The sequence below is a fragment of the Pseudomonas sp. A39 genome, from assembly GCF_058145955.1.
In genome coordinates this window covers 1-18,070 of sequence record NZ_JBYVMD010000031.1, presented here as the reverse complement: position 1 = coordinate 18,070, position 18,070 = coordinate 1, and the positions used below count along the sequence as shown (strand labels likewise).

General features: G+C 61.6%; 16 protein-coding genes. 9 read left to right on the top strand and 7 right to left on the bottom strand.

Features of this window, described 5'->3' with window-relative positions; genetic code table 11:
• Positions 1-122 precede the first annotated feature (122 nt).
• Complete coding sequence (locus AC3ZU9_RS21480; protein ID WP_046035079.1) at positions 123-956, bottom strand: hypothetical protein; 834 nt, start codon at positions 954-956, stop codon at positions 123-125.
• A gap of 158 nt (positions 957-1,114) precedes the next feature.
• Between AC3ZU9_RS21480 and AC3ZU9_RS21475 the strand changes: the two genes are divergently transcribed.
• A complete protein-coding gene (locus tag AC3ZU9_RS21475; RefSeq protein WP_012722915.1) occupies positions 1,115-2,617 on the top strand; it encodes a nucleobase:cation symporter-2 family protein in 1,503 nt (500 codons plus the stop codon).
• Positions 2,618-2,732: 115 nt separating this feature from the next.
• Here AC3ZU9_RS21475 and AC3ZU9_RS21470 read toward each other — a convergent pair whose 3' ends face one another.
• Complete coding sequence (locus tag AC3ZU9_RS21470) at positions 2,733-3,665, bottom strand: proline iminopeptidase-family hydrolase (protein ID WP_490091283.1); 933 nt, start codon at positions 3,663-3,665, stop codon at positions 2,733-2,735.
• 92 nt (positions 3,666-3,757) lie between these two features.
• Entirely contained in the window at positions 3,758-4,522 is a 765-nt protein-coding gene (locus AC3ZU9_RS21465) for a LuxR family transcriptional regulator (RefSeq protein WP_122809803.1), read from the bottom strand.
• Between the two features lie 182 nt (positions 4,523-4,704).
• Here AC3ZU9_RS21465 and AC3ZU9_RS21460 point away from each other — a divergent pair, with 182 nt between their 5' ends.
• Genes AC3ZU9_RS21460 through AC3ZU9_RS21435 form a run of 6 tightly spaced genes read left to right on the top strand, consistent with a single transcriptional unit; the run spans position 4,705 to position 10,865 of the window.
• Entirely contained in the window at positions 4,705-5,592 is an 888-nt protein-coding gene (locus tag AC3ZU9_RS21460) for a proline iminopeptidase-family hydrolase (protein ID WP_012722918.1), read from the top strand.
• Between the two features lie 3 nt (positions 5,593-5,595).
• Entirely contained in the window at positions 5,596-6,543 is a 948-nt protein-coding gene (locus tag AC3ZU9_RS21455) for an ABC transporter permease (protein ID WP_012722919.1), read from the top strand.
• Positions 6,540-7,397 carry an ABC transporter permease gene (locus AC3ZU9_RS21450; RefSeq protein WP_012722920.1) on the top strand — a complete coding sequence of 286 codons (858 nt, stop codon included), beginning with the start codon at positions 6,540-6,542 and terminating at the stop codon, positions 7,395-7,397. Before AC3ZU9_RS21455 ends, AC3ZU9_RS21450 begins: the two co-directional genes overlap by 4 nt.
• Positions 7,394-8,350 carry an ABC transporter ATP-binding protein gene (locus AC3ZU9_RS21445; RefSeq protein WP_046035078.1) on the top strand — a complete coding sequence of 319 codons (957 nt, stop codon included), beginning with the start codon at positions 7,394-7,396 and terminating at the stop codon, positions 8,348-8,350. The genes AC3ZU9_RS21450 and AC3ZU9_RS21445 overlap by 4 nt, the downstream gene beginning before the upstream one ends.
• Positions 8,347-9,318: an ABC transporter ATP-binding protein gene (locus AC3ZU9_RS21440; protein WP_012722922.1), complete on the top strand. Its 972-nt coding sequence runs from the start codon at positions 8,347-8,349 to the stop codon at positions 9,316-9,318. The genes AC3ZU9_RS21445 and AC3ZU9_RS21440 overlap by 4 nt, the downstream gene beginning before the upstream one ends.
• A 32-nt stretch (positions 9,319-9,350) precedes the next feature.
• A complete protein-coding gene (locus tag AC3ZU9_RS21435; RefSeq protein WP_012722923.1) occupies positions 9,351-10,865 on the top strand; it encodes an ABC transporter substrate-binding protein in 1,515 nt (504 codons plus the stop codon).
• A 129-nt stretch (positions 10,866-10,994) separates the two neighbouring features.
• On the opposite strand, the gene AC3ZU9_RS21430 is transcribed toward AC3ZU9_RS21435, so the two are convergent.
• From AC3ZU9_RS21430 to AC3ZU9_RS21415, 4 genes are all read right to left on the bottom strand, one after another.
• The gene (locus AC3ZU9_RS21430; RefSeq protein ID WP_490091282.1) at positions 10,995-11,735 is read right to left on the bottom strand and encodes a YciK family oxidoreductase; all 741 of its coding nucleotides are present in this window, start codon (positions 11,733-11,735) and stop codon (positions 10,995-10,997) included.
• Between the two features lie 178 nt (positions 11,736-11,913).
• On the bottom strand, positions 11,914-12,585 hold the full coding sequence (gene mupP, locus AC3ZU9_RS21425) for an N-acetylmuramic acid 6-phosphate phosphatase MupP (protein ID WP_012722925.1): 672 nt from the start codon (positions 12,583-12,585) through the stop codon (positions 11,914-11,916).
• A 4-nt stretch (positions 12,586-12,589) separates the two neighbouring features.
• Positions 12,590-13,288 carry a bifunctional 2-polyprenyl-6-hydroxyphenol methylase/3-demethylubiquinol 3-O-methyltransferase UbiG gene (gene ubiG / locus AC3ZU9_RS21420; RefSeq protein WP_003172645.1) on the bottom strand — a complete coding sequence of 233 codons (699 nt, stop codon included), beginning with the start codon at positions 13,286-13,288 and terminating at the stop codon, positions 12,590-12,592.
• Positions 13,289-13,352: 64 nt separating this feature from the next.
• The gene (locus AC3ZU9_RS21415; protein WP_102060903.1) at positions 13,353-14,684 is read right to left on the bottom strand and encodes a TRZ/ATZ family hydrolase; all 1,332 of its coding nucleotides are present in this window, start codon (positions 14,682-14,684) and stop codon (positions 13,353-13,355) included.
• Between the two features lie 108 nt (positions 14,685-14,792).
• Here AC3ZU9_RS21415 and mtnA point away from each other — a divergent pair, with 108 nt between their 5' ends.
• Together mtnA and gyrA are read left to right on the top strand one after the other, a co-directional pair.
• Positions 14,793-15,869 carry an S-methyl-5-thioribose-1-phosphate isomerase gene (gene mtnA, locus AC3ZU9_RS21410; protein ID WP_102060902.1) on the top strand — a complete coding sequence of 359 codons (1,077 nt, stop codon included), beginning with the start codon at positions 14,793-14,795 and terminating at the stop codon, positions 15,867-15,869.
• Positions 15,870-16,292: 423 nt separating this feature from the next.
• Positions 16,293-18,070 (top strand): DNA gyrase subunit A (gene gyrA, locus AC3ZU9_RS21405; RefSeq protein ID WP_490091281.1); only part of this gene is annotated, 1,778 nt, incomplete at its 3' end.

The window sequence follows — 18,070 nt, the reverse complement described above, 5'->3', positions numbered from 1 at the left end:
AATCCGATCCAAGTGTGGGAGCTGGCTTGCCTGCGATGCCGGCGACTCGATGTGTCAGTTGCACCGGGGCGATGCCATCGCAGGCAAGCCAGCTCCCACACTTGATCGGATTCCTTCAGGTATTAGAAGGTGACCTCAAGGTTCACCGTCGGCGTTGAGGTGCGGCTACCCCGGCCGCCATCCACGCCGAACTTGTTATGCCAGTACTCGTAACCCACCCCCAGGTACAGGTTCGGCTTGACGCTTTTGCCCGGTCGCACCGCCACCATCAGCGCGGTGCGCATCAGGGCTTCCGGCGCGGTGTCGCGGCCGTGGTAATCCTCGCCTTTTTCGCCGACGTAATTGATAAAACCCTGGAATTTCGCCGCGTGGTTGGCGATTTCGAACGGGCGCATCCACGTCAGGTTGAGCAAGTAGGTGTCGTCGAAGGTGTGGTTCGACTCTTTTGCACCGGGAATGCCGGTGTGGTTCCTTTCCTTGTAGTACATCAGGCTCAGGTCCAGCACGCCGACGGTGTTGAACTTCAAGGTCGGGCCGATCACCAGCGCGCGCTTCTTGGCTGAGGCGAAGTTGTTGTTGCGGTTGGCATCGAAGCCCAGGGTCAGCGCGTAATCCTTGATCAGCCCGGTGCCCAGCGGCACGTCGAATACCCGCGACGCATACAACTGGTGGCGATACACCGCGTACACCTCACTCCCACCATGGTCGGTGCCCTTGCGCGGGTCGCGGCTGTCGGACAGGAACACATCAAGGTTGAGGAAATTGCTGCCGTACCGGTAGCCGCTGGCGTGGGTAAAGCTGTAGATGCGCTTGCTGAACTCGTCGGGGTTATTCGGGTTGGTGAACTGCTGGCCGTAGCGAAATCCTACGCTGTTGTTCATCCATTCCAGCGCGACGGCCTCCCCACCGCCGAGGAGCGTGAGTGCAACGGTGGCGCCCTGCAATGCCTTTTTCATTGTTCTAGGTCCTTTGGCGTTCTGGCTCATCTCGGCCGGATTGTTTTTGTAACGCCGATGGAGGGTATCTTGTTCGATTGATTGTATACAACTCTATGGACATCCAGTCCGAACATTGCATACAGTGGCCGCACAACAAAAACAGAGAACCCCTCACCATGACTATCCCGAAGGCGTCACCGCAGCGGCCAGAAGATGAGAATCTCGGCGTCGCCGCCAACATGGCTTACGGCCTGCAACATGTGCTCACCATGTACGGCGGTATCGTCGCGGTACCGTTGATCGTCGGCCAGGCAGCCGGGTTGTCGCCGGCAGACATCGGCTTGCTGATTGCTGCGTCATTGTTTGCCGGTGGCTTGGCCACGCTATTGCAGACCCTGGGGTTACCGTTTTTTGGCTGTCAGTTGCCGCTGGTGCAGGGCGTCTCGTTTGCCGGTGTGGCAACCATGGTGGCGATTGTCGGCAGCGATGGCGCTGGCGGGGTGCCGGCGATTCTCGGGGCGGTGATGGCCGCGTCGTTTATCGGGCTGCTGATTACCCCGGTGTTTTCGCGGATCACCAAGTTTTTCCCGCCGCTGGTGACGGGTATTGTGATCACCACTATCGGCCTGACCCTGATGCCCGTTGCGGCGCGCTGGGCCATGGGCGGCAACAGCCGCGCCGCGGATTTCGGCAGCATGTCAAACATCGGCCTGGCGGCATTGACGCTGGTGCTGGTGTTGCTGCTGAGCAAGATCGGCAGCGCGACCATTTCGCGCTTGTCGATCCTGCTGGCGATGGTGATCGGCACCGTGATTGCAGTGTTCCTCGGCATGGCCGACTTCTCCGGCGTGACCCAGGGGCCGATGTTCGGTTTCCCCACGCCATTCCATTTCGGCATGCCCACCTTCCATGTCGCCGCGATCATTTCCATGTGCATCGTGGTGATGGTGACCCTGGTCGAGACCTCGGCGGACATCCTGGCCGTGGGTGAAATCATCGACACCAAGGTCGATTCCAAACGCCTCGGCAATGGCCTGCGCGCCGACATGCTGTCGAGTATGTTTGCGCCGATCTTCGGGTCCTTCACCCAGAGTGCCTTCGCCCAGAACGTCGGCCTGGTCGCGGTTACCGGGGTCAAGAGCCGCTTTGTGGTGGCCACGGGCGGGCTGTTCCTGGTGGTCCTCGGCCTGCTGCCTTTTATGGGGCGAGTGATCGCGGCGGTGCCCACCTCGGTGCTGGGCGGGGCGGGGATTGTGCTGTTTGGCACTGTGGCAGCCAGTGGTATCCGCACCTTGTCCAAGGTCGATTACCGCAACAACATGAACTTGATCATCGTGGCGACATCCATCGGTTTTGGCATGATCCCGATTGCTGCGCCGAGCTTCTACGATCACTTCCCGAGTTGGTTTGCGACCATCTTTCACTCGGGGATCAGCTCCTCGGCGATCATGGCGATCCTGCTGAACCTGGCGTTCAACCATTTCACCGTTGGCAATTCGGACCAGCAATCGGTGTTTGTGGCGGGGACTGAGCGCAGTTTGTGCTTCCGTGATGTGTCGGAACTGCGTGATGGGGATTACTTCAAAGGCGGCAAGCTGTTTGATGCCGAGGGCAGGGAGATCCCGTTGGTGGCGGAGGTGTCGAGGAAGGTCACCAAACCCGAGGCTAGCGAGGCCTGAATGTGGGAGGGGGCTTGCCCCCGATTACGGTGTATCAGCTGAGTGATTGGCTCCTGACACACCGCTATCGGGGGCAAGCCCCCTCCCACAATTGGAATGCATCCAGCTTGAGCATTCAGCCCGCCTTGAGCACGTTGTGCGGTACTGAACACACCTCATCCAGAAACTTCACCACGGTCCCCATGCACGCCTGGCGTTCTTCCACATGCGGCATGTGGCTGGAGTCTTCAAACAGCGCCCAGCGCACATCTGCGATTTCATCCAGGAACGGCTTGACCACCAACGGCGTCGCTTCGTCGTGCCGGCCGGAAATCACCAGCGTCGGCACGTTGATGGCCGACAGGCGGCCAATGGATTTCCAGTCCTTCAAGCTGCCGATCACATGGAATTCGGTCGGGCCGCTCATGGAGTGGTACACCGTCGGGTCCGCATCGACCTGGGCGAAAGTGCGTGCCACTTCTTCCGGCCACGGGTTGACCCGGCACACGTGATGGTCATAAAACACCCGCGACGCCGCGAGGTATTCCGGGTCCTGATAGGTGCCGGCGGCTTCATGCTTGAGCAGGGTTTCATGCACACCTTCCGGCAGCAATTTGCGCAGGCGGTTGGCTTCGCTGACCCAGGTGCGCATGCACGTCGGCGAGTTGGCCGGGATGAAGGCGCGCAGGCCCTTGGGTTGCAAAATCGCATGTTCACTGCCGAGCATGCCACCCCAGGACTGGCCGAGGATCGCGTAGTTATCGCTGATCTGCAGGTGGTCCAGCAGGTTGTTCAGTTCTTCGAGGAACAGGCCCACGGTCCAGAAGGACGGGTCTTTGTCAGGCAGATGGGTGGAGCGGCCGTTGCCCAACTGGTCGTAGTGGATCACGGCGTGGCCGCTGGCGGCGACGTCCTTGAAGGCGTCTACATAGTCATGCGTGCATCCGGGGCCGCCGTGGATAACCACCAAGGGGGTGCGGCCGCTGGAGAGGTCACCGGTGACGCGGTACCAGGTTTGGTAGGCGCCAAACGCCGCATAGCCTTCGCGGATCTTTTCGATGAATTCCATTTCGTGCCCTGCTCTGAAAAAAGGATCAGGGACACGATAAGGCGTCATGGAAATTTAAGTAACTAGCAAAACAGCTAGGTTTTGCCGGACGGTCAGTCCTCCAGCAGGCGGTAATGAGTGGCGCGAACCACCGCCTGTACGCGGTTCTTGGCCCCCAGCTTGTGCATCGCCGAGGCCAGGTGCAGGGTGACCACCGCCAATGAGCGGCTCAGTTGCGTGGCTATTTCAGCGGCGGTCAGGCCGTCGGCGGCCCATTTGAGGCACTCGCGTTCGCGTTTGGTCAGGTGAATATGCGGGTAAGTGCGCAGTTCCTTGCTGAACAGCGGGTAGGCCGCTTCCTGCAAGGCGTGGGAAATCAGGCTGAAATCCGACAAGGTCTGCTGCGCATCCTGCAGCACACTGTAGGCCTTGCCGGTGCGCAAGCCGGTCAGCGAGGCGAAGCCGCCGCGTGGCAGGTGGATCGGCACGCTGACGCCGCAGGTCAACTGCTGGTCATGCAGGTAGGTCGACACCGGGGCGTGGCAGGGATCGATGATCTTTTGCAGGGGGGTGTCGACCTTGACGTCGTAGGACCACACGAAGGGCGACACCGTACTCAGGGCCAGATGTTGCACCGGATCGATCTGGTAGAAGCCCTTGCTGCACCATAAGGCGTGCCAGTCGGGCGGGGTGTTGCGCAGTTCCAGCACCGAAGGGGTGATCAAGGCGCCATCCTGGTCGATCGGCACCGGGGTGTAGTCATACACCAGTGCATCGAAACCCAGCTGCTGGGCGAGGATAAACGTGTTGTCCATCTGCTCGTCCAGGCTCCTGCCCGGCATCAGACGGTGATTTAAGGCAGTAAGCTTGGCCAGCATCCGTTCTGCTCCCGAATTCATTTGAATCTCGACTTGCTGCAAGTAGAATGCCACGCCCCGGCGAAGGACTGCCAGGCCAAACCTATAAGAAATGCTAGGTTATGGACGCGCGGCATCCTCGGTAGTGTTGGTCGATAAACGGCCGCTACCTGCCAGGCCGACACAACACAAGGAATGTATGCATGTGGCGTGAAATTGCCCCCGACCAGCAGTACAACGTGCAAGTCGACGGCCATAACCTCGTGGTCTACAGCTTTGGCGAAGGCGATGAGGTGCTGCTGTGCCTCAACGGCGGGCCGGGCCTGCCGTGTGACTACCTGCGCGACGCCCATGGCTGGCTCAAGGAACACAACCTGCGAGTGGTTGCATTCGACCAGCTTGGCACGGGCGCATCAGCCAGACCCACCGACGTTTCGCTGTGGGAAATCGGCCGATATGTCGAAGAAGTTGAAACCGTGCGCCAAGCCCTGGGCCTCGGCCGCGTGCATCTGCTCGGGCATTCCTGGGGCGGCTGGCTGGGCATCGAATACGCCATCCATTACCCCGACGCGCTGAAAAGCCTGATCCTCGAAAACACCGTCGGTGACATTCCGCACCTGTCCCAGGAGCTCGAACGCCTGCGTGGCGCCCTCGGCAGCGAAACCGTGGCGATGATGCAGCGCCACGAAGCCATGGGCACCCTGGACCACCCGCAGTACCAGGCCGCGATCACGTTGCTCAACTACCGCCACGTGTGCCGTCTCGACGAATGGCCCGAGCCGGTCAAACGTTCCCTCGGCGACTGGAACATGGGCCCTTACGAAACCATGCAAGGTCCCAACGAGTTCCTCTACATCGGTAACCTCAAGGACTGGAACCGCATCCCTGAGATGGCCGCGTTCACGATGCCGATCCTGATCACCACCGGCCAGCACGACGAACTCACCCCGGCCTGTGCCCTGCGCATGAAAATGGCGGCTAAACACGCCCAATTGCACGTTTTCCCCAACAGCAGCCATATGCCCTTTTATGAGGAGCCCCAGGCGTACTTCCCGGTGCTGTTGGACTTCCTTGCGCGTCATCGAGGCTGACGGATGAACCTGGCGCGCTACCGTTTTGTCCTGTCCCGGCCGCTGCAGTTGCTGCCGGTGCTGTTTGGCATCAGCCTGATTACCTTTGTGCTGGTGCGCTCGATTCCCGGCGACCCGGCCCGTGCCCTGCTGGGTTCGCGCAGCACGCCCGACGCCTTACTGAAAATCCGCGCCCAGTACGGCCTCGACCAGCCGTTGTGGCTGCAATATTTCTACTTCCTGAAAAATCTGCTCAAGGGCGACCTCGGCCAATCGCTGCTGTACAAGGTCGACGCGCTCAAGCTGATCGTCACCCGCATCGAACCCACGCTGGTATTGGTGCTCGGCAGCGTGGTGCTGGCGCTGCTGATCGCGGTGCCGCTGGCGACGTTGGCCGCGCGTAACAAGGGCGGCTGGGCGGATAACCTGATCCGCGTGTTCACCACGGTCGGCCTGGGCATGCCGGCGTTCTGGCTGGGCTTGATGCTGATCCTGTTGCTGAGCGTGCAGTGGGGCTTGTTTCCCGTGTCCGGTTACGGTCGTACCTGGCTGGACAAGGCGCATCACATGGTGCTGCCGTGCCTGACCATCGCCCTGGCGCTGTCGGCGGTGTTGGTGCGCAACCTGCGGGCGAGCATGCTGATGGAGTTGCAGGCTGACCATGTCACCGCCGCCCGGGCTCGTGGGCTGTCGGAAGCCGCCGTGTTTCGCCGCCATGTGTTGCCCAATTCCCTGGTGCCGGCGGTCAACCTGCTGGCGGTGAATATCGGCTGGCTGATCAGCGGCACGGTGGTGATCGAAAGCCTGTTTGCCATTCCCGGCATCGGCCAGTTGCTGGTGCGCGGCATTTTCACCCGCGACTACATGGTGGTGCAGGGCGTCGCCATGGTGCTCGCCTGCGCGACAGTGGTGGTCAACTTCATCGCCGACGTGGTGACCGTGGCCCTCGACCCACGGGTGAAGATGCAATGAGCAGCCGCCCGTTGATTGCCCCGTGGCGTCTGCGCCTGCGTTTTGGTTTTCGCAATGGCCGGCTGACGGCTGCGTGGGGCCTGTTGATTTTGCTGGTGTGGCTGGCGCTGGCGCTGTGTGCGCCGTGGATTGCACCTTATGACCCGATTGCGCAAAACACCGATATCAGTTTGCTCGGCCCGAGCCTTGCTCATCCCTTTGGCACGGATAACTACGGTAGGGACATCCTGTCGCGGGTCATCTGGGGCGCGCGCATTGACCTGCAGTTGGCCATCGTCGGGGTGATTTTCCCGTTCATGATCGGCACCTTTGTCGGCGCGGTGTCGGGCTATATCGGCGGGCGTTTCGACAGTTTTTGCATGCGCCTGATCGACGTGATCCTGGCATTCCCGTTCCTGGTGTTGATGCTGGCGATCATGGCCATCCTTGGTCCAGGCCTGAAGAGTTTCTATATCGCCATGGCGTTGGTGGGCTGGGTGTCGTATGCACGGCTGATCCGCTCGCAAATCCTGGTGCTCAAGGAAAGCGACTTTGCCCTGGCCGCCAAGAGCCTGGGCTTTGGCCATGGGCGCATTCTGTTCCGGCATTTATTGCCTAATGCCATGTTCGGCTCGATCGTGTTTTCCATGTCTGACGCCGTATTGGTGCTGCTCAATGGCGCCGCCGTGAGTTACCTGGGCCTGGGCGTGCAACCGCCGACCGCCGAGTGGGGGACGATGGTGGCCGAGGGGCAAGCCTTTATCACCACCGCGTGGTGGATCTGCACCTTCCCAGGGCTGGCCATCGTGACCTTGGCGATGGGCTTCAGCTTGCTGGCGGATGGCGTGGCGCAAGTGTTGGGAGATCGCTCATGAGTGTGCTGCAGGTGCGCGATCTCAGCGTGATCGCCAACAATGCCGGGCGCGAGGTGACCTTGGTCGACCGCGTGTCTTTCGATCTGGCCGAGGGCGAAATCCTTGGCTTGGTGGGTGAGAGCGGCTCGGGCAAGACCATGGCCTGTCGCGGTCTTATGCGCTTGCTGCCATCGCCCAACCTGCGGGTGCAGGGCGGTGCTGTAAGGCTGGCCGGGCAGGACCTGTTGCAGCTGGATGATGCGGGGATGCGCGCGATACGCGGCGGGCAACTGGGCATGATTTTCCAGAACCCCAGCAGCCACCTTGATCCGCTGATGCGCATTGGCGAACAGATTGCCGAAGGCATTCGCCTGCACCAGGGCGCATCGAAGAAAGATGCCCGGTTGCAGGCCATCGACGTGTTGCGCCAGGTGGGCATTCCCGATCCCCAGGCGCGCATCGACAACTACCCCCACGAGTTTTCCGGCGGCATGCGCCAGCGCGCAATGATCGCCGTGGCGCTGGGCTGCAACCCGAAAGTGCTGATCGCCGACGAGCCGACCACCGCCCTGGATGTGACGGTGCAGGCGCAAATCCTGCGGCTGTTGCTGGACCTGCGCGATCAACGCGGTCTGTCGATCATCATGATCACCCACGACCTCGGTGTGGTCGCGCAAACCTGCGACGCCATCGCCGTGATGTATGCCGGGCGCCTCTGCGAGCACGGCAGCAAATACGACCTGCTGGCCCGGCCACAGCACCCGTACACCGCCGGTTTGATCGACTGCCAGCCCGCCCACAGCAGTGGCCACGCCTTGCTGCGCACCATCCCCGGGCAGCCGCCGTTGCTGGATGCATTGCCCGCCGGCTGCCGGTTCAACCCGCGTTGCCCGCAGGTCGGCGCCTTGTGTACCGAGGTGCTGCCGGAAGGCGCGCGCGTCGCCTGTCATTACCCGTTGGGAGCGCAGCCATGAGCCTGTTGCAGATCAAGGACCTCGAGGTGAAGTTTGCCGCGTCCGGCACCGGCTTGTTTGGTTTGAACAAGCAGTGGGTAAGGGCGGTGAACGGCGTGTCGCTGAACCTGGCGGCGGGCGAAACCCTGGGGCTGGTCGGCGAGTCCGGCAGCGGCAAAAGCACCTTGGGCCGCGCCATTCTGCACCTCAACCCGATCAGCGCCGGGCAGGTGTTGTTTGATGGCGTCGACATGGCGCATGGCAGCGCCATCGACATCACCCGCCTGCGGCATGAAACCGCGATGATCTTCCAGGACCCGTACGCCGCGCTGAACCCGCGCCACACCATCGGCGAAACCATCGCCGAAGTGCTGCGGGTGCAGCGCAAGGTCGCGCCGCAGCAGATTCCCGCGCGCGTGAATGAGTTGCTCGACCTGGTCGGCCTGCGCCCCGAACTCGCCGACCGCAAACCCGGCTCCCTCAGCGGCGGGCAATGCCAGCGCGTCGGCATTGCCCGGGCGCTGGCGGTGGAGCCACGACTGATCATCGCCGATGAGTGCGTGGCGGCGCTGGATGTGTCGATCCAGGGCCAGATCATCAACCTGCTGCTGGAACTGCAACAGCGCATGAACCTGGCGATCCTGTTCATCGCCCATGACCTCGCCATCGTGCGCCGCCTGTGCGACCGCGTGGCGGTGATGTACCTGGGCAAGATCGTCGAGGAAGGCCCGGTGGAGGCGGTCTTTACAACGCCACGCCATCCGTACACGGCGGCGCTGATCCAGGCGATTCCCGAGATTGACCCGCATCGGCCGTTACCTACGGAGCCCTTGCCGGGTGAACCCCCGAGCCCACTGAATTTGCCTACGGGCTGTGCCTTTCATCCGCGTTGCCGGCATGCCCGCTCCATGTGTTCCGTGGTGTTGCCGCCGACGCATTTCCTGCACGAGCATCGGTACAGTTGCGTGCTTGAAGAACCTTTGCTTTAACCCTCTGCCATTCATTAACAAGGAGTTGTGATATGCAATCGCGCCACTTGAAGTTGCTCGCCGCCGCCACATTGACCGCCTGGTCGCTGACCGCTGGTTTTGCCCAGGCGGCGGGTGTATTGACCATCGGCTGCCGTGAAGACAGCACCACGTTCGACCCGATCAAAAGCGCTCAGAACCGCGACACCTGGGTCTTCGCCAACGTCTACGACACCCTGGTGCGCGTCGACAACCTGGGCACCAAGATGGAGCCGGGCCTGGCCGAAAGCTGGGACATCTCCAAGGACGGCCTGACCTACACCTTCAAGCTGCGTGATGCGAAGTTCTCGGATGGCTCGCCGATCACCGCCGAAGATGCGGCGTTCAGCCTGTTGCGTATTCGCGACAACAAGGCCTCGCTGTGGGCCGATCCGTTCAACCTGATCAACACCGCCAAGGCGTCGGACCCGAAAACCCTGGTGGTCACCCTCAAGACTCCGGCGGTAGCCTTCCTCTCGCAACTGGCGTCGCCGACGGTATCGATCCTGTCGGAAAAAGCCATGACCAAGATGGGCGAAGACGCCTACTCGGAAAACCCGGTGACCTCCGGTGCGTTTACCGTGGACGAGTGGCGCAAGGGCGATCGGGTGATCCTCAAGAAGAACCCGAACTTCTGGCAGGCCAAGAACGTGAGCCTGGATGGCGTGGAGTGGGTGTCCGTCACCGACGACAACACCCGCATGCGCATGGTGCAGAACAACGAGCTGGACACGGCGATCTTCGTACCGTTCTCACGGGTTGAAGAGCTGAAGAAAGACAAGAACGTGGTGATCCACGCCGACCCGTCGACCCGTGAAGATCACCTGCTGATCAACCACGCCCATGGCTTGCTGGCCAAGCAGGAAGTGCGTGAAGCGCTGGACATGGCTATCGACAAACAATCGCTGGTCAAGACCGCCACCTACGGTCAGGGCACCGTGGCCTATTCCTACATTCCAAAGGGCTCGCTGTACCACTACGCCAACAACCTGCAGCGCCCGTACGACCCGACCGCCGCCAAGAAGCTGCTGGAGCAGGCCGGCGCCAAGGACTTGAAGCTCAACTACGTGGTCAACGCCGGCAACGAAGCCGACGAGCAGATTGCGGTGATCATCAAGGACCAACTGGCCAAGGTCGGCGTGACCGCCAACCTGCAAAAGGTCGACCCGACCCAAAGCTGGCAGATGCTGGTGGACGGTGAGTACGATATTTCGGTGATGTACTGGACCAACGACATCCTCGACCCGGACCAGAAGACCACCTTCGTGCTGGGCCACGACACCAACCAGAACTACATGACCCGCTACAAGAACGACAAGGTCAAGGACCTGGTAGCCGCCGCACGCATCGAGGCCGACCCGGCCAAGCGTGAGCAGATGTATGTGGAATTGCAGAAATTGGCGAAACAGGACGTGAACTGGATCGACTTGTACTACAGCCCGTACATCAACATCTCACGCAAGAATGTGAGCAACTTCCTGCAAAACCCGCTGGGGCGTTTCACCCTTGAGGAAGTGGTGAAAAACTAAAGAACACTGCAATAAAAAATGTGGGAGGGGGCTTGCTCCCGATAGCGGTGCATCAGTCAAAGAGGTTGTGACTGATCACCTGCTATCGGGGGCAAGCCCCCTCCCACATTTGGTTTTATAGTGTGCCTGTTATTGCGCGTCGAACGCCTGCCCGTTGATGCCGGCACTGTCCGGCCCCATCAGGTACAGGTACACCGGCATGATCTCTTCCGGCGCCGGCCTTTCCATCGGGTTTTCCCCTGGGTACGCCTGGGCGCGCATGCTGGTGCGCGTGCCACCGGGGTTGATGCTGTTGGTCCGTACCGCCGCCACATCCTCCAGCTCATCGGCCAGGGTTTGCATCAGCCCCTCGGTCGCAAACTTTGACACCCCATAAGCCCCCCAATACGCCCGGCCCTTACGCCCGACGCTGCTGGAGGTGAAGACCACCGACGCATCCTGGGACAGTTTGAGCAGCGGCAGCAGGGTGCTGGTCAGCATGAACATCGCGTTGACGTTCACGTGCATGACTCGCATGAAATTCTCACCGGACAACTGCTCGATCGGCGTGCGTGGGCCGATGATCGAGGCGTTGTGCAGCAGGCCGTCGAGGTGGCCGAATTCTTTTTCGATCATCGCGGCCAGCTCATCGTACTGATGGGGCAGGGCGGTCTCCAGGTTGAACGGGATCACCACCGGTTGCGGCTGGCCCGCCGCTTCGATTTCGTCATAGACCTGGGCCAGGTTGGCTTCGGTCTTGCCCAGCAACAGCACGGTAGCGCCATGGGCGGCGTAGGTTTTCGCCGCTGCCGCGCCAATCCCGCGACCGGCACCGGTCACCAGGATGATTCGGCCTTTGAGCAGTTCTGGACGTGCGGAGTAATCAAACATAAACAACCTCGACAGAATTCACAGAAAATCCATGTGATTGATCGCAACCTTTGCTTTTGTGGCGAGGGAGCTTGCTCCCGCTGGGGCGCGAAGCGGCCCCAAAAGATGGGCCTGCTACGCAGGCCAGCGGGAGCAAGCTCCCTCGCCACAAAGGCACATCAGCCGCAAGCATTCCCAATCAGCAACTGCACAGTGCGTTATCCAGTACTTTACGCAGCTCCAGCGGGTGATCCACCACCACATCGGCACCCCAATGGCGCGGGTTGTCGTCCGGGTGGATATAGCCGTAGGTCACCGCCGCGGTACGGGTGCCGGCGTCGCGGCCGGACTCGATATCGCGCAGGTCATCGCCCACGAACAGCACGCTGGCCGGGTCCAGGTCGAGCATCTTGCACGCCAGGATCATCGGCTCCGGGTCCGGCTTGCTGTTTTTCACATGATCGGGGCAGATCAGCAGCGCCGAGCGCTCGGCCAGGCCCAGCTGCTGCATGATCGGTTCGGCAAAGCGCAGTGGCTTATTGGTGACCACGCCCCAGATCAGTTTGGCTTTTTCGATGTCTTCCAGCAGCTCGGCCATGCCGTCGAACAATGTGCTGTGGACCGCGCAGCCCTTGAGGTAGCGCTCGAGGAACTCCTGGCGCAGCGCTTCAAAGCCTGGGGATTCCGGGTCCATCGAGAAGGTCACGGCGACCATCGCCCGTGCACCGCCGGAGATTTCATCGCGGATGTGCTGGGGATTGATCGGCGCCAGGCCGCGGTCGGCGCGCATGGCCTGGCAGATGGCGATAAAGTCCGGCGCGGTGTCCAGCAGGGTACCGTCCATATCGAAGAGAACCGCTCGCAACTTCACAGGCTCACTCCTCGCGCAGGGTCTGGATCATGTAGTTGACGTCAACATCGCTGGCCAGCTTGTAGTGTTTGGTCAGCGGGTTGTAGGTCAGGCCGATGATGTCCTTGACGGTCAGCCCGGCCTGGCGGCTCCAGGCGCCCAGCTCGGAAGGGCGGATGAATTTCTTGAAGTCATGGGTGCCGCGCGGCAGCAGCTTCATGATGTATTCGGCGCCGATGATCGCGAACAAGTAGGCCTTGGGGTTGCGGTTGATGGTGGAGAAGAACACCTGGCCGCCCGGCTTGACCATGCGGAAGCACGCACGGATCACCGAGGACGGGTCCGGCACGTGCTCGAGCATTTCCAGGCAGGTGACCACGTCGAACTGCTCGGGCATCTCTTCAGCCAGGGCTTCGGCGGTGATCTGGCGATACTCCACGCTCACGCCGGATTCCAGCTGGTGCAGCTGGGCCACCGCCAAGGGCGCTTCACCCATGTCGATGCCCATCACGGTCGCGCCGCGCTGGGCCATGGCTTCGCTGAGGATGCCGCCGCCGCAGCCCACGTCCAGCACCTTCTTGCCGGCCAGGTTGACGCGTTCGTCAATCCAGTTGACCCGCAGTGGGTTGATGTCGTGCAGGGGTTTGAACTCGCTTTCGCGGTCCCACCAGCGGTGAGCCAGGGCTTCGAATTTGGCGATTTCGGCGTGGTCGACGTTGCTCATGGTGAATCCTCTAAATCTGATAAATCGGTTTGTCAGCCCTGAACGATACGGTTCAAGACCGGCGTTATTCGCTGTGCCCGCTGATACGTTGGCCCCAGGCGATGGCCGTGGCGGTCAACTGGTGTTCATCCATGCGGGTCAACTGCCGGTCGTCGAGCAATTGCTTGCCGGCGACCCAAAGGTGTTTCACGCAATCGCGTCCGGTGGCATATATAAGCTGTGAGACCGGATCGTAGATCGGTTGTTGCGCCAGCCCCGACAGATCGAAGGCAACGATATCCGCCGCCTTGCCGACCTCCAGCGAGCCAATCTCGTTTTCCAGGCCCATGGCCCGCGCGCCATTGAGCGTCGCCATGCGCAGGGCACGGTGGGCATCCAGCGCTGTGGCCGAACCGGCGACGGCCTTCGCCAGCATCGCCGCAGTGCGGGTTTCGCCCAGCAGGTCGAGGTCATTGTTGCTGGCGGCGCCATCGGTGCCGATGGCCACATTCACGCCAGCCTGCCACAGACGCTCCACCGGGCAAAAGCCGCTGGCCAGTTTCAGGTTGGATTCCGGGCAATGGATGACGCTGGTGTTGCTTTCTACCAGCAAAGCCAGGTCATCCTCGCTGATTTGGGTCATATGAACGGCCTGGAAGCGCGGCCCCAACAGCCCGAGGCGGCCCAGGCGCGCCAGTGGGCGCTCGCCGGTCTGCTCGACGGCTTGCTGCACTTCAAAGGCGGTTTCGTGAACATGCATATGGATCGTGGCGTCCAGCTCTTCGGCGATTACGCGGATTTTTTCCAGGTTGTCATCGCACACGGTGTAAGGCGCATGGGGCCCGAAGGTGATCTTGATGCGCGGGTGGTGCTTGAGGTCGCCGAACAGTTCAATGCCCTGGCGAATCGCCTCATCGGCCGTGCTGGCGCCGGGAATCGGGAAGTCGAGGATCGGAATCGCGATCTGTGCGCGCATGCCGCTGTTATGCACGCAGTCGCTGGCGACCTTGGGGTAAAAGTACATGTCGGAGAAGCAGGTGATGCCACCCTTGAGCTGCTCGGCGATGGCCAGGTCGGTGCCGTCGCGTACGAACGCTTCATCGACCCACTTGGCCTCGGCGGGCCAGATGTGTTTTTCCAGCCAGGTCATCAGTGGCAGGTCGTCGGCCAGGCCGCGAAACAGGCTCATCGCCGCATGCCCGTGGGCGTTGATCAGGCCGGGGCTGAGCAGCATGCCCGGCAGCTCGCGCACCTCGTGGGTTGCCAGCTTCAAGGCCGCTGCCCGTGGCCCGATAAAGGCAATGCGCCCATCGCGGATGCCCAGGCCATGCTCCTTGAGCACCACGCCAGCGGGTTCGACAGGCACCAGCCAGGTTGGCAGCAGCAACACGTCGAGCGGGGCGGCAGTGGCGGTCATCGCGGGCTTCTTCCCAGGCAGCTATAAAAGAAGGGCGAAGTATACCCGAGCGCCCTGGCTGGCGGATCGCTATAATCGGCGGCTTTGTTCTTGAGTGCGGAGTAAGGGATGCGCGATCGACTGTTGGCAGCGGAGAAGGTGAAGGCCATCGATTGGCGTGATGGCGCGCTGTACCTGCTCGATCAGCGTGCCTTGCCATCCCGGGAAAGCTGGGTGGCCTGCGTGACGGTCGAAGACGTGGCGGCAGCCATCCGTACGATGGTGGTGCGCGGTGCGCCGGCCATTGGCATCAGTGCTGCGTATGGCCTGGTGTTGGCGGCCCGTGTGCGCATCGCCGAGGGCGGTGACTGGCAGGCTGCCTGGGAAGAAGACTACGCACTGTTAGCCGATGCCCGTCCCACCACATCGAACCTGTTCTGGGCGTTGAAGCGCATGCGCGACCGTCTGGATCGTGTCAAGAAGCACGCCGATCCGCTGGCGGTGCTGGAAGCCGAAGCCATCGCGATCCATGAAAGTGATCGCGAAGCCAACCTGACCATGGCCCAACTGGGCGTCGAACTGATCCGCAAGCACCAGGGCAATGCCCAGGCCATCCTCACCCACGGCAACGCAGGCGCCCTGGCGACCGGCGGCGTGGGAACGGCGCTCGGAGTGATTCGCGCAGCCTACCTGGAGGGCATGGTCGAGCAGGTCTATGCCAACGAAACGCGCCCCTGGCTGCAAGGTTCGCGGCTGACCGCCTGGGAACTGGCGGGCGAGGGTATCCCGGTGACGGTGAATGCCGATTCGGCGGGGGCGCATATCCTCAAGACCAAAGGCGTGACGTGGGTGATCGTCGGCGCCGATTGCATTGCCGCCAATGGTGACGTGATCAGCAAGATCGGCACCTACCAGCTGGCGGTGTGCGCGATGCACCATGGCGTGCGTTTCATGGTGGTGGCGCCGAGTTCCACCCTGGACATGATGATGGCCACTGGCGATGACGTTGCCCTGGAAGAGCGCGATGCCGGTGAGTTGCTGGAAGTGGCCGGCCAGCGCTTTGCGGCGGATGTGAATGCCTACAACCCGGTGTTTGACGTGACGCCGGCCGACCTGATCGACGTGATCGTGACCGAGAAAGGTGTGGTCGAGCGGCCGGATACGGCCAAATTGGCCAAGTTGATGTGCCGTAAGCGGTTGCATTGAGGGGTGTGGTGTTTGTGGAATGGCCTTCGGGGGCAAGCCCCCTCCCACACGTGAGCGGCGAATGCATTCAAAATGGGGGAGGGGCTTGCCCCCGATTGGCTTTATAAGTCAACAAAACCCTCGGATCTGCCCTCAGAAAAAAGCACCAACCCACCTCTGAGCCCCTCTCGTCGCCCTCAAGCCTGTCATCCGTCAACTTACTATGCTCCATGCGCATCAGGGGGATAGGTGCGTGGCGGCGATTGTGATAACATCCGGCGGTTTCCAGGGCCACCCCGAGGGGTGGCCTATAACGTGCAGATCCGTGTCATAACTCGTTGATTTGTCGTAAGTCGTTGTCAGGCACTCTGCCGGCAGCGGCGAGCTTCGTTCGTCCCAAATGGATGTGACGAGGTTTCACCCGAAAAAGGAATCAGGCTTCTCATGGGCGAACTGGCCAAAGAAATCCTCCCGGTCAATATCGAAGACGAGCTGAAACAGTCCTACCTCGACTACGCGATGAGCGTAATTGTCGGTCGGGCACTGCCTGATGCGCGCGATGGCTTGAAGCCCGTGCACCGGCGTGTGCTGTTCGCGATGAGCGAGCTGGGTAACGACTGGAACAAGCCGTACAAGAAATCTGCCCGTGTTGTCGGTGACGTGATCGGTAAGTATCACCCTCACGGCGACACTGCGGTGTACGACACCATCGTTCGGATGGCCCAGCCGTTTTCCCTGCGCTACCTGCTGGTAGACGGCCAGGGCAACTTCGGTTCGGTCGACGGCGACAACGCTGCGGCCATGCGATACACCGAAGTGCGCATGACCAAGCTGGCGCACGAGCTGCTGGCCGACCTGCATAAAGAAACCGTGGACTGGGTGCCGAACTACGACGGCACCGAAATGATCCCGGCCGTCATGCCAACCAAGATCCCCAACCTGCTGGTCAACGGTTCCAGCGGTATCGCCGTGGGCATGGCCACCAACATCCCGCCGCACAACCTCGGTGAAGTCATCGACGGTTGCCTGGCCCTCATCGACAACCCCGAGCTGACCGTCGATGAGCTGATGCAATACATCCCCGGTCCGGACTTCCCGACCGCCGCGATCATCAACGGTCGCGCCGGCATCATCGAAGCCTACCGCACCGGTCGCGGCCGCATTTACATGCGCGCCCGCTCGATGATCGAAGACATCGACAAGGTCGGTGGTCGCCAGCAGATCGTCATCACCGAGCTCCCTTACCAACTGAACAAGGCGCGTCTGATCGAGAAGATCGCCGAGCTGGTTAAAGAGAAGAAGCTGGAAGGCATCACCGAGCTGCGCGACGAGTCTGACAAAGACGGTATGCGCGTCGTGATCGAGCTGCGCCGTGGCGAAGTGCCTGAGGTGATCCTCAACAACCTCTATGCCCAGACCCAACTGCAAAGCGTGTTTGGTATCAACGTGGTTGCACTGATCGATGGCCGCCCACGCATCCTGAACCTCAAGGATCTGCTGGAAGCCTTCGTCCGTCACCGTCGCGAAGTCGTTACCCGCCGTACCGTGTTCGAACTGCGCAAGGCCCGCGAGCGCGGCCACATCCTGGAAGGCCAGGCGGTTGCGCTGTCGAACATCGACCCGGTGATTGCCCTGATCAAGGCTTCGCCGACCCCGTCGGAAGCTAAAGAAGCCCTGATCAAGATGCCGTGGGAGTCCAGCGCCGTGGTGGCGATGGTTGAACGTGCCGGCGCCGACTCGTGCCGTCCGGAGACCCTGGATCCGCAATACGGCCTGCGTGACGGCAAGTACTTCCTGTCGCCGGAACAGGCCCAGGCCATCCTGGAATTGCGCCTGCACCGCCTGACCGGTCTTGAGCACGAGAAGCTGCTGGCCGAGTACCAGGAGATCCTCAACCAGATCGGCGAGTTGATCCGCATCCTCAGCAGCGCCGTGCGCCTGATGGAAGTGATCCGCGAAGAACTGGAAGTGATCCGCGCCGAATACGGCGACGTGCGCCGCACCGAGATCCTCGACGCGCGCCTCGACCTGACCCTGGGTGACATGATCCCGGAAGAAGAGCGTGTGGTGACCATTTCCCACGGTGGCTATGCCAAGACCCAGCCGTTGGCGGCGTACCAGGCCCAGCGCCGTGGTGGTAAAGGTAAATCGGCTACCGGCGTCAAGGATGAGGACTACATCGCTCACCTGCTGGTCGCCAACAGTCACACCACGCTGCTGCT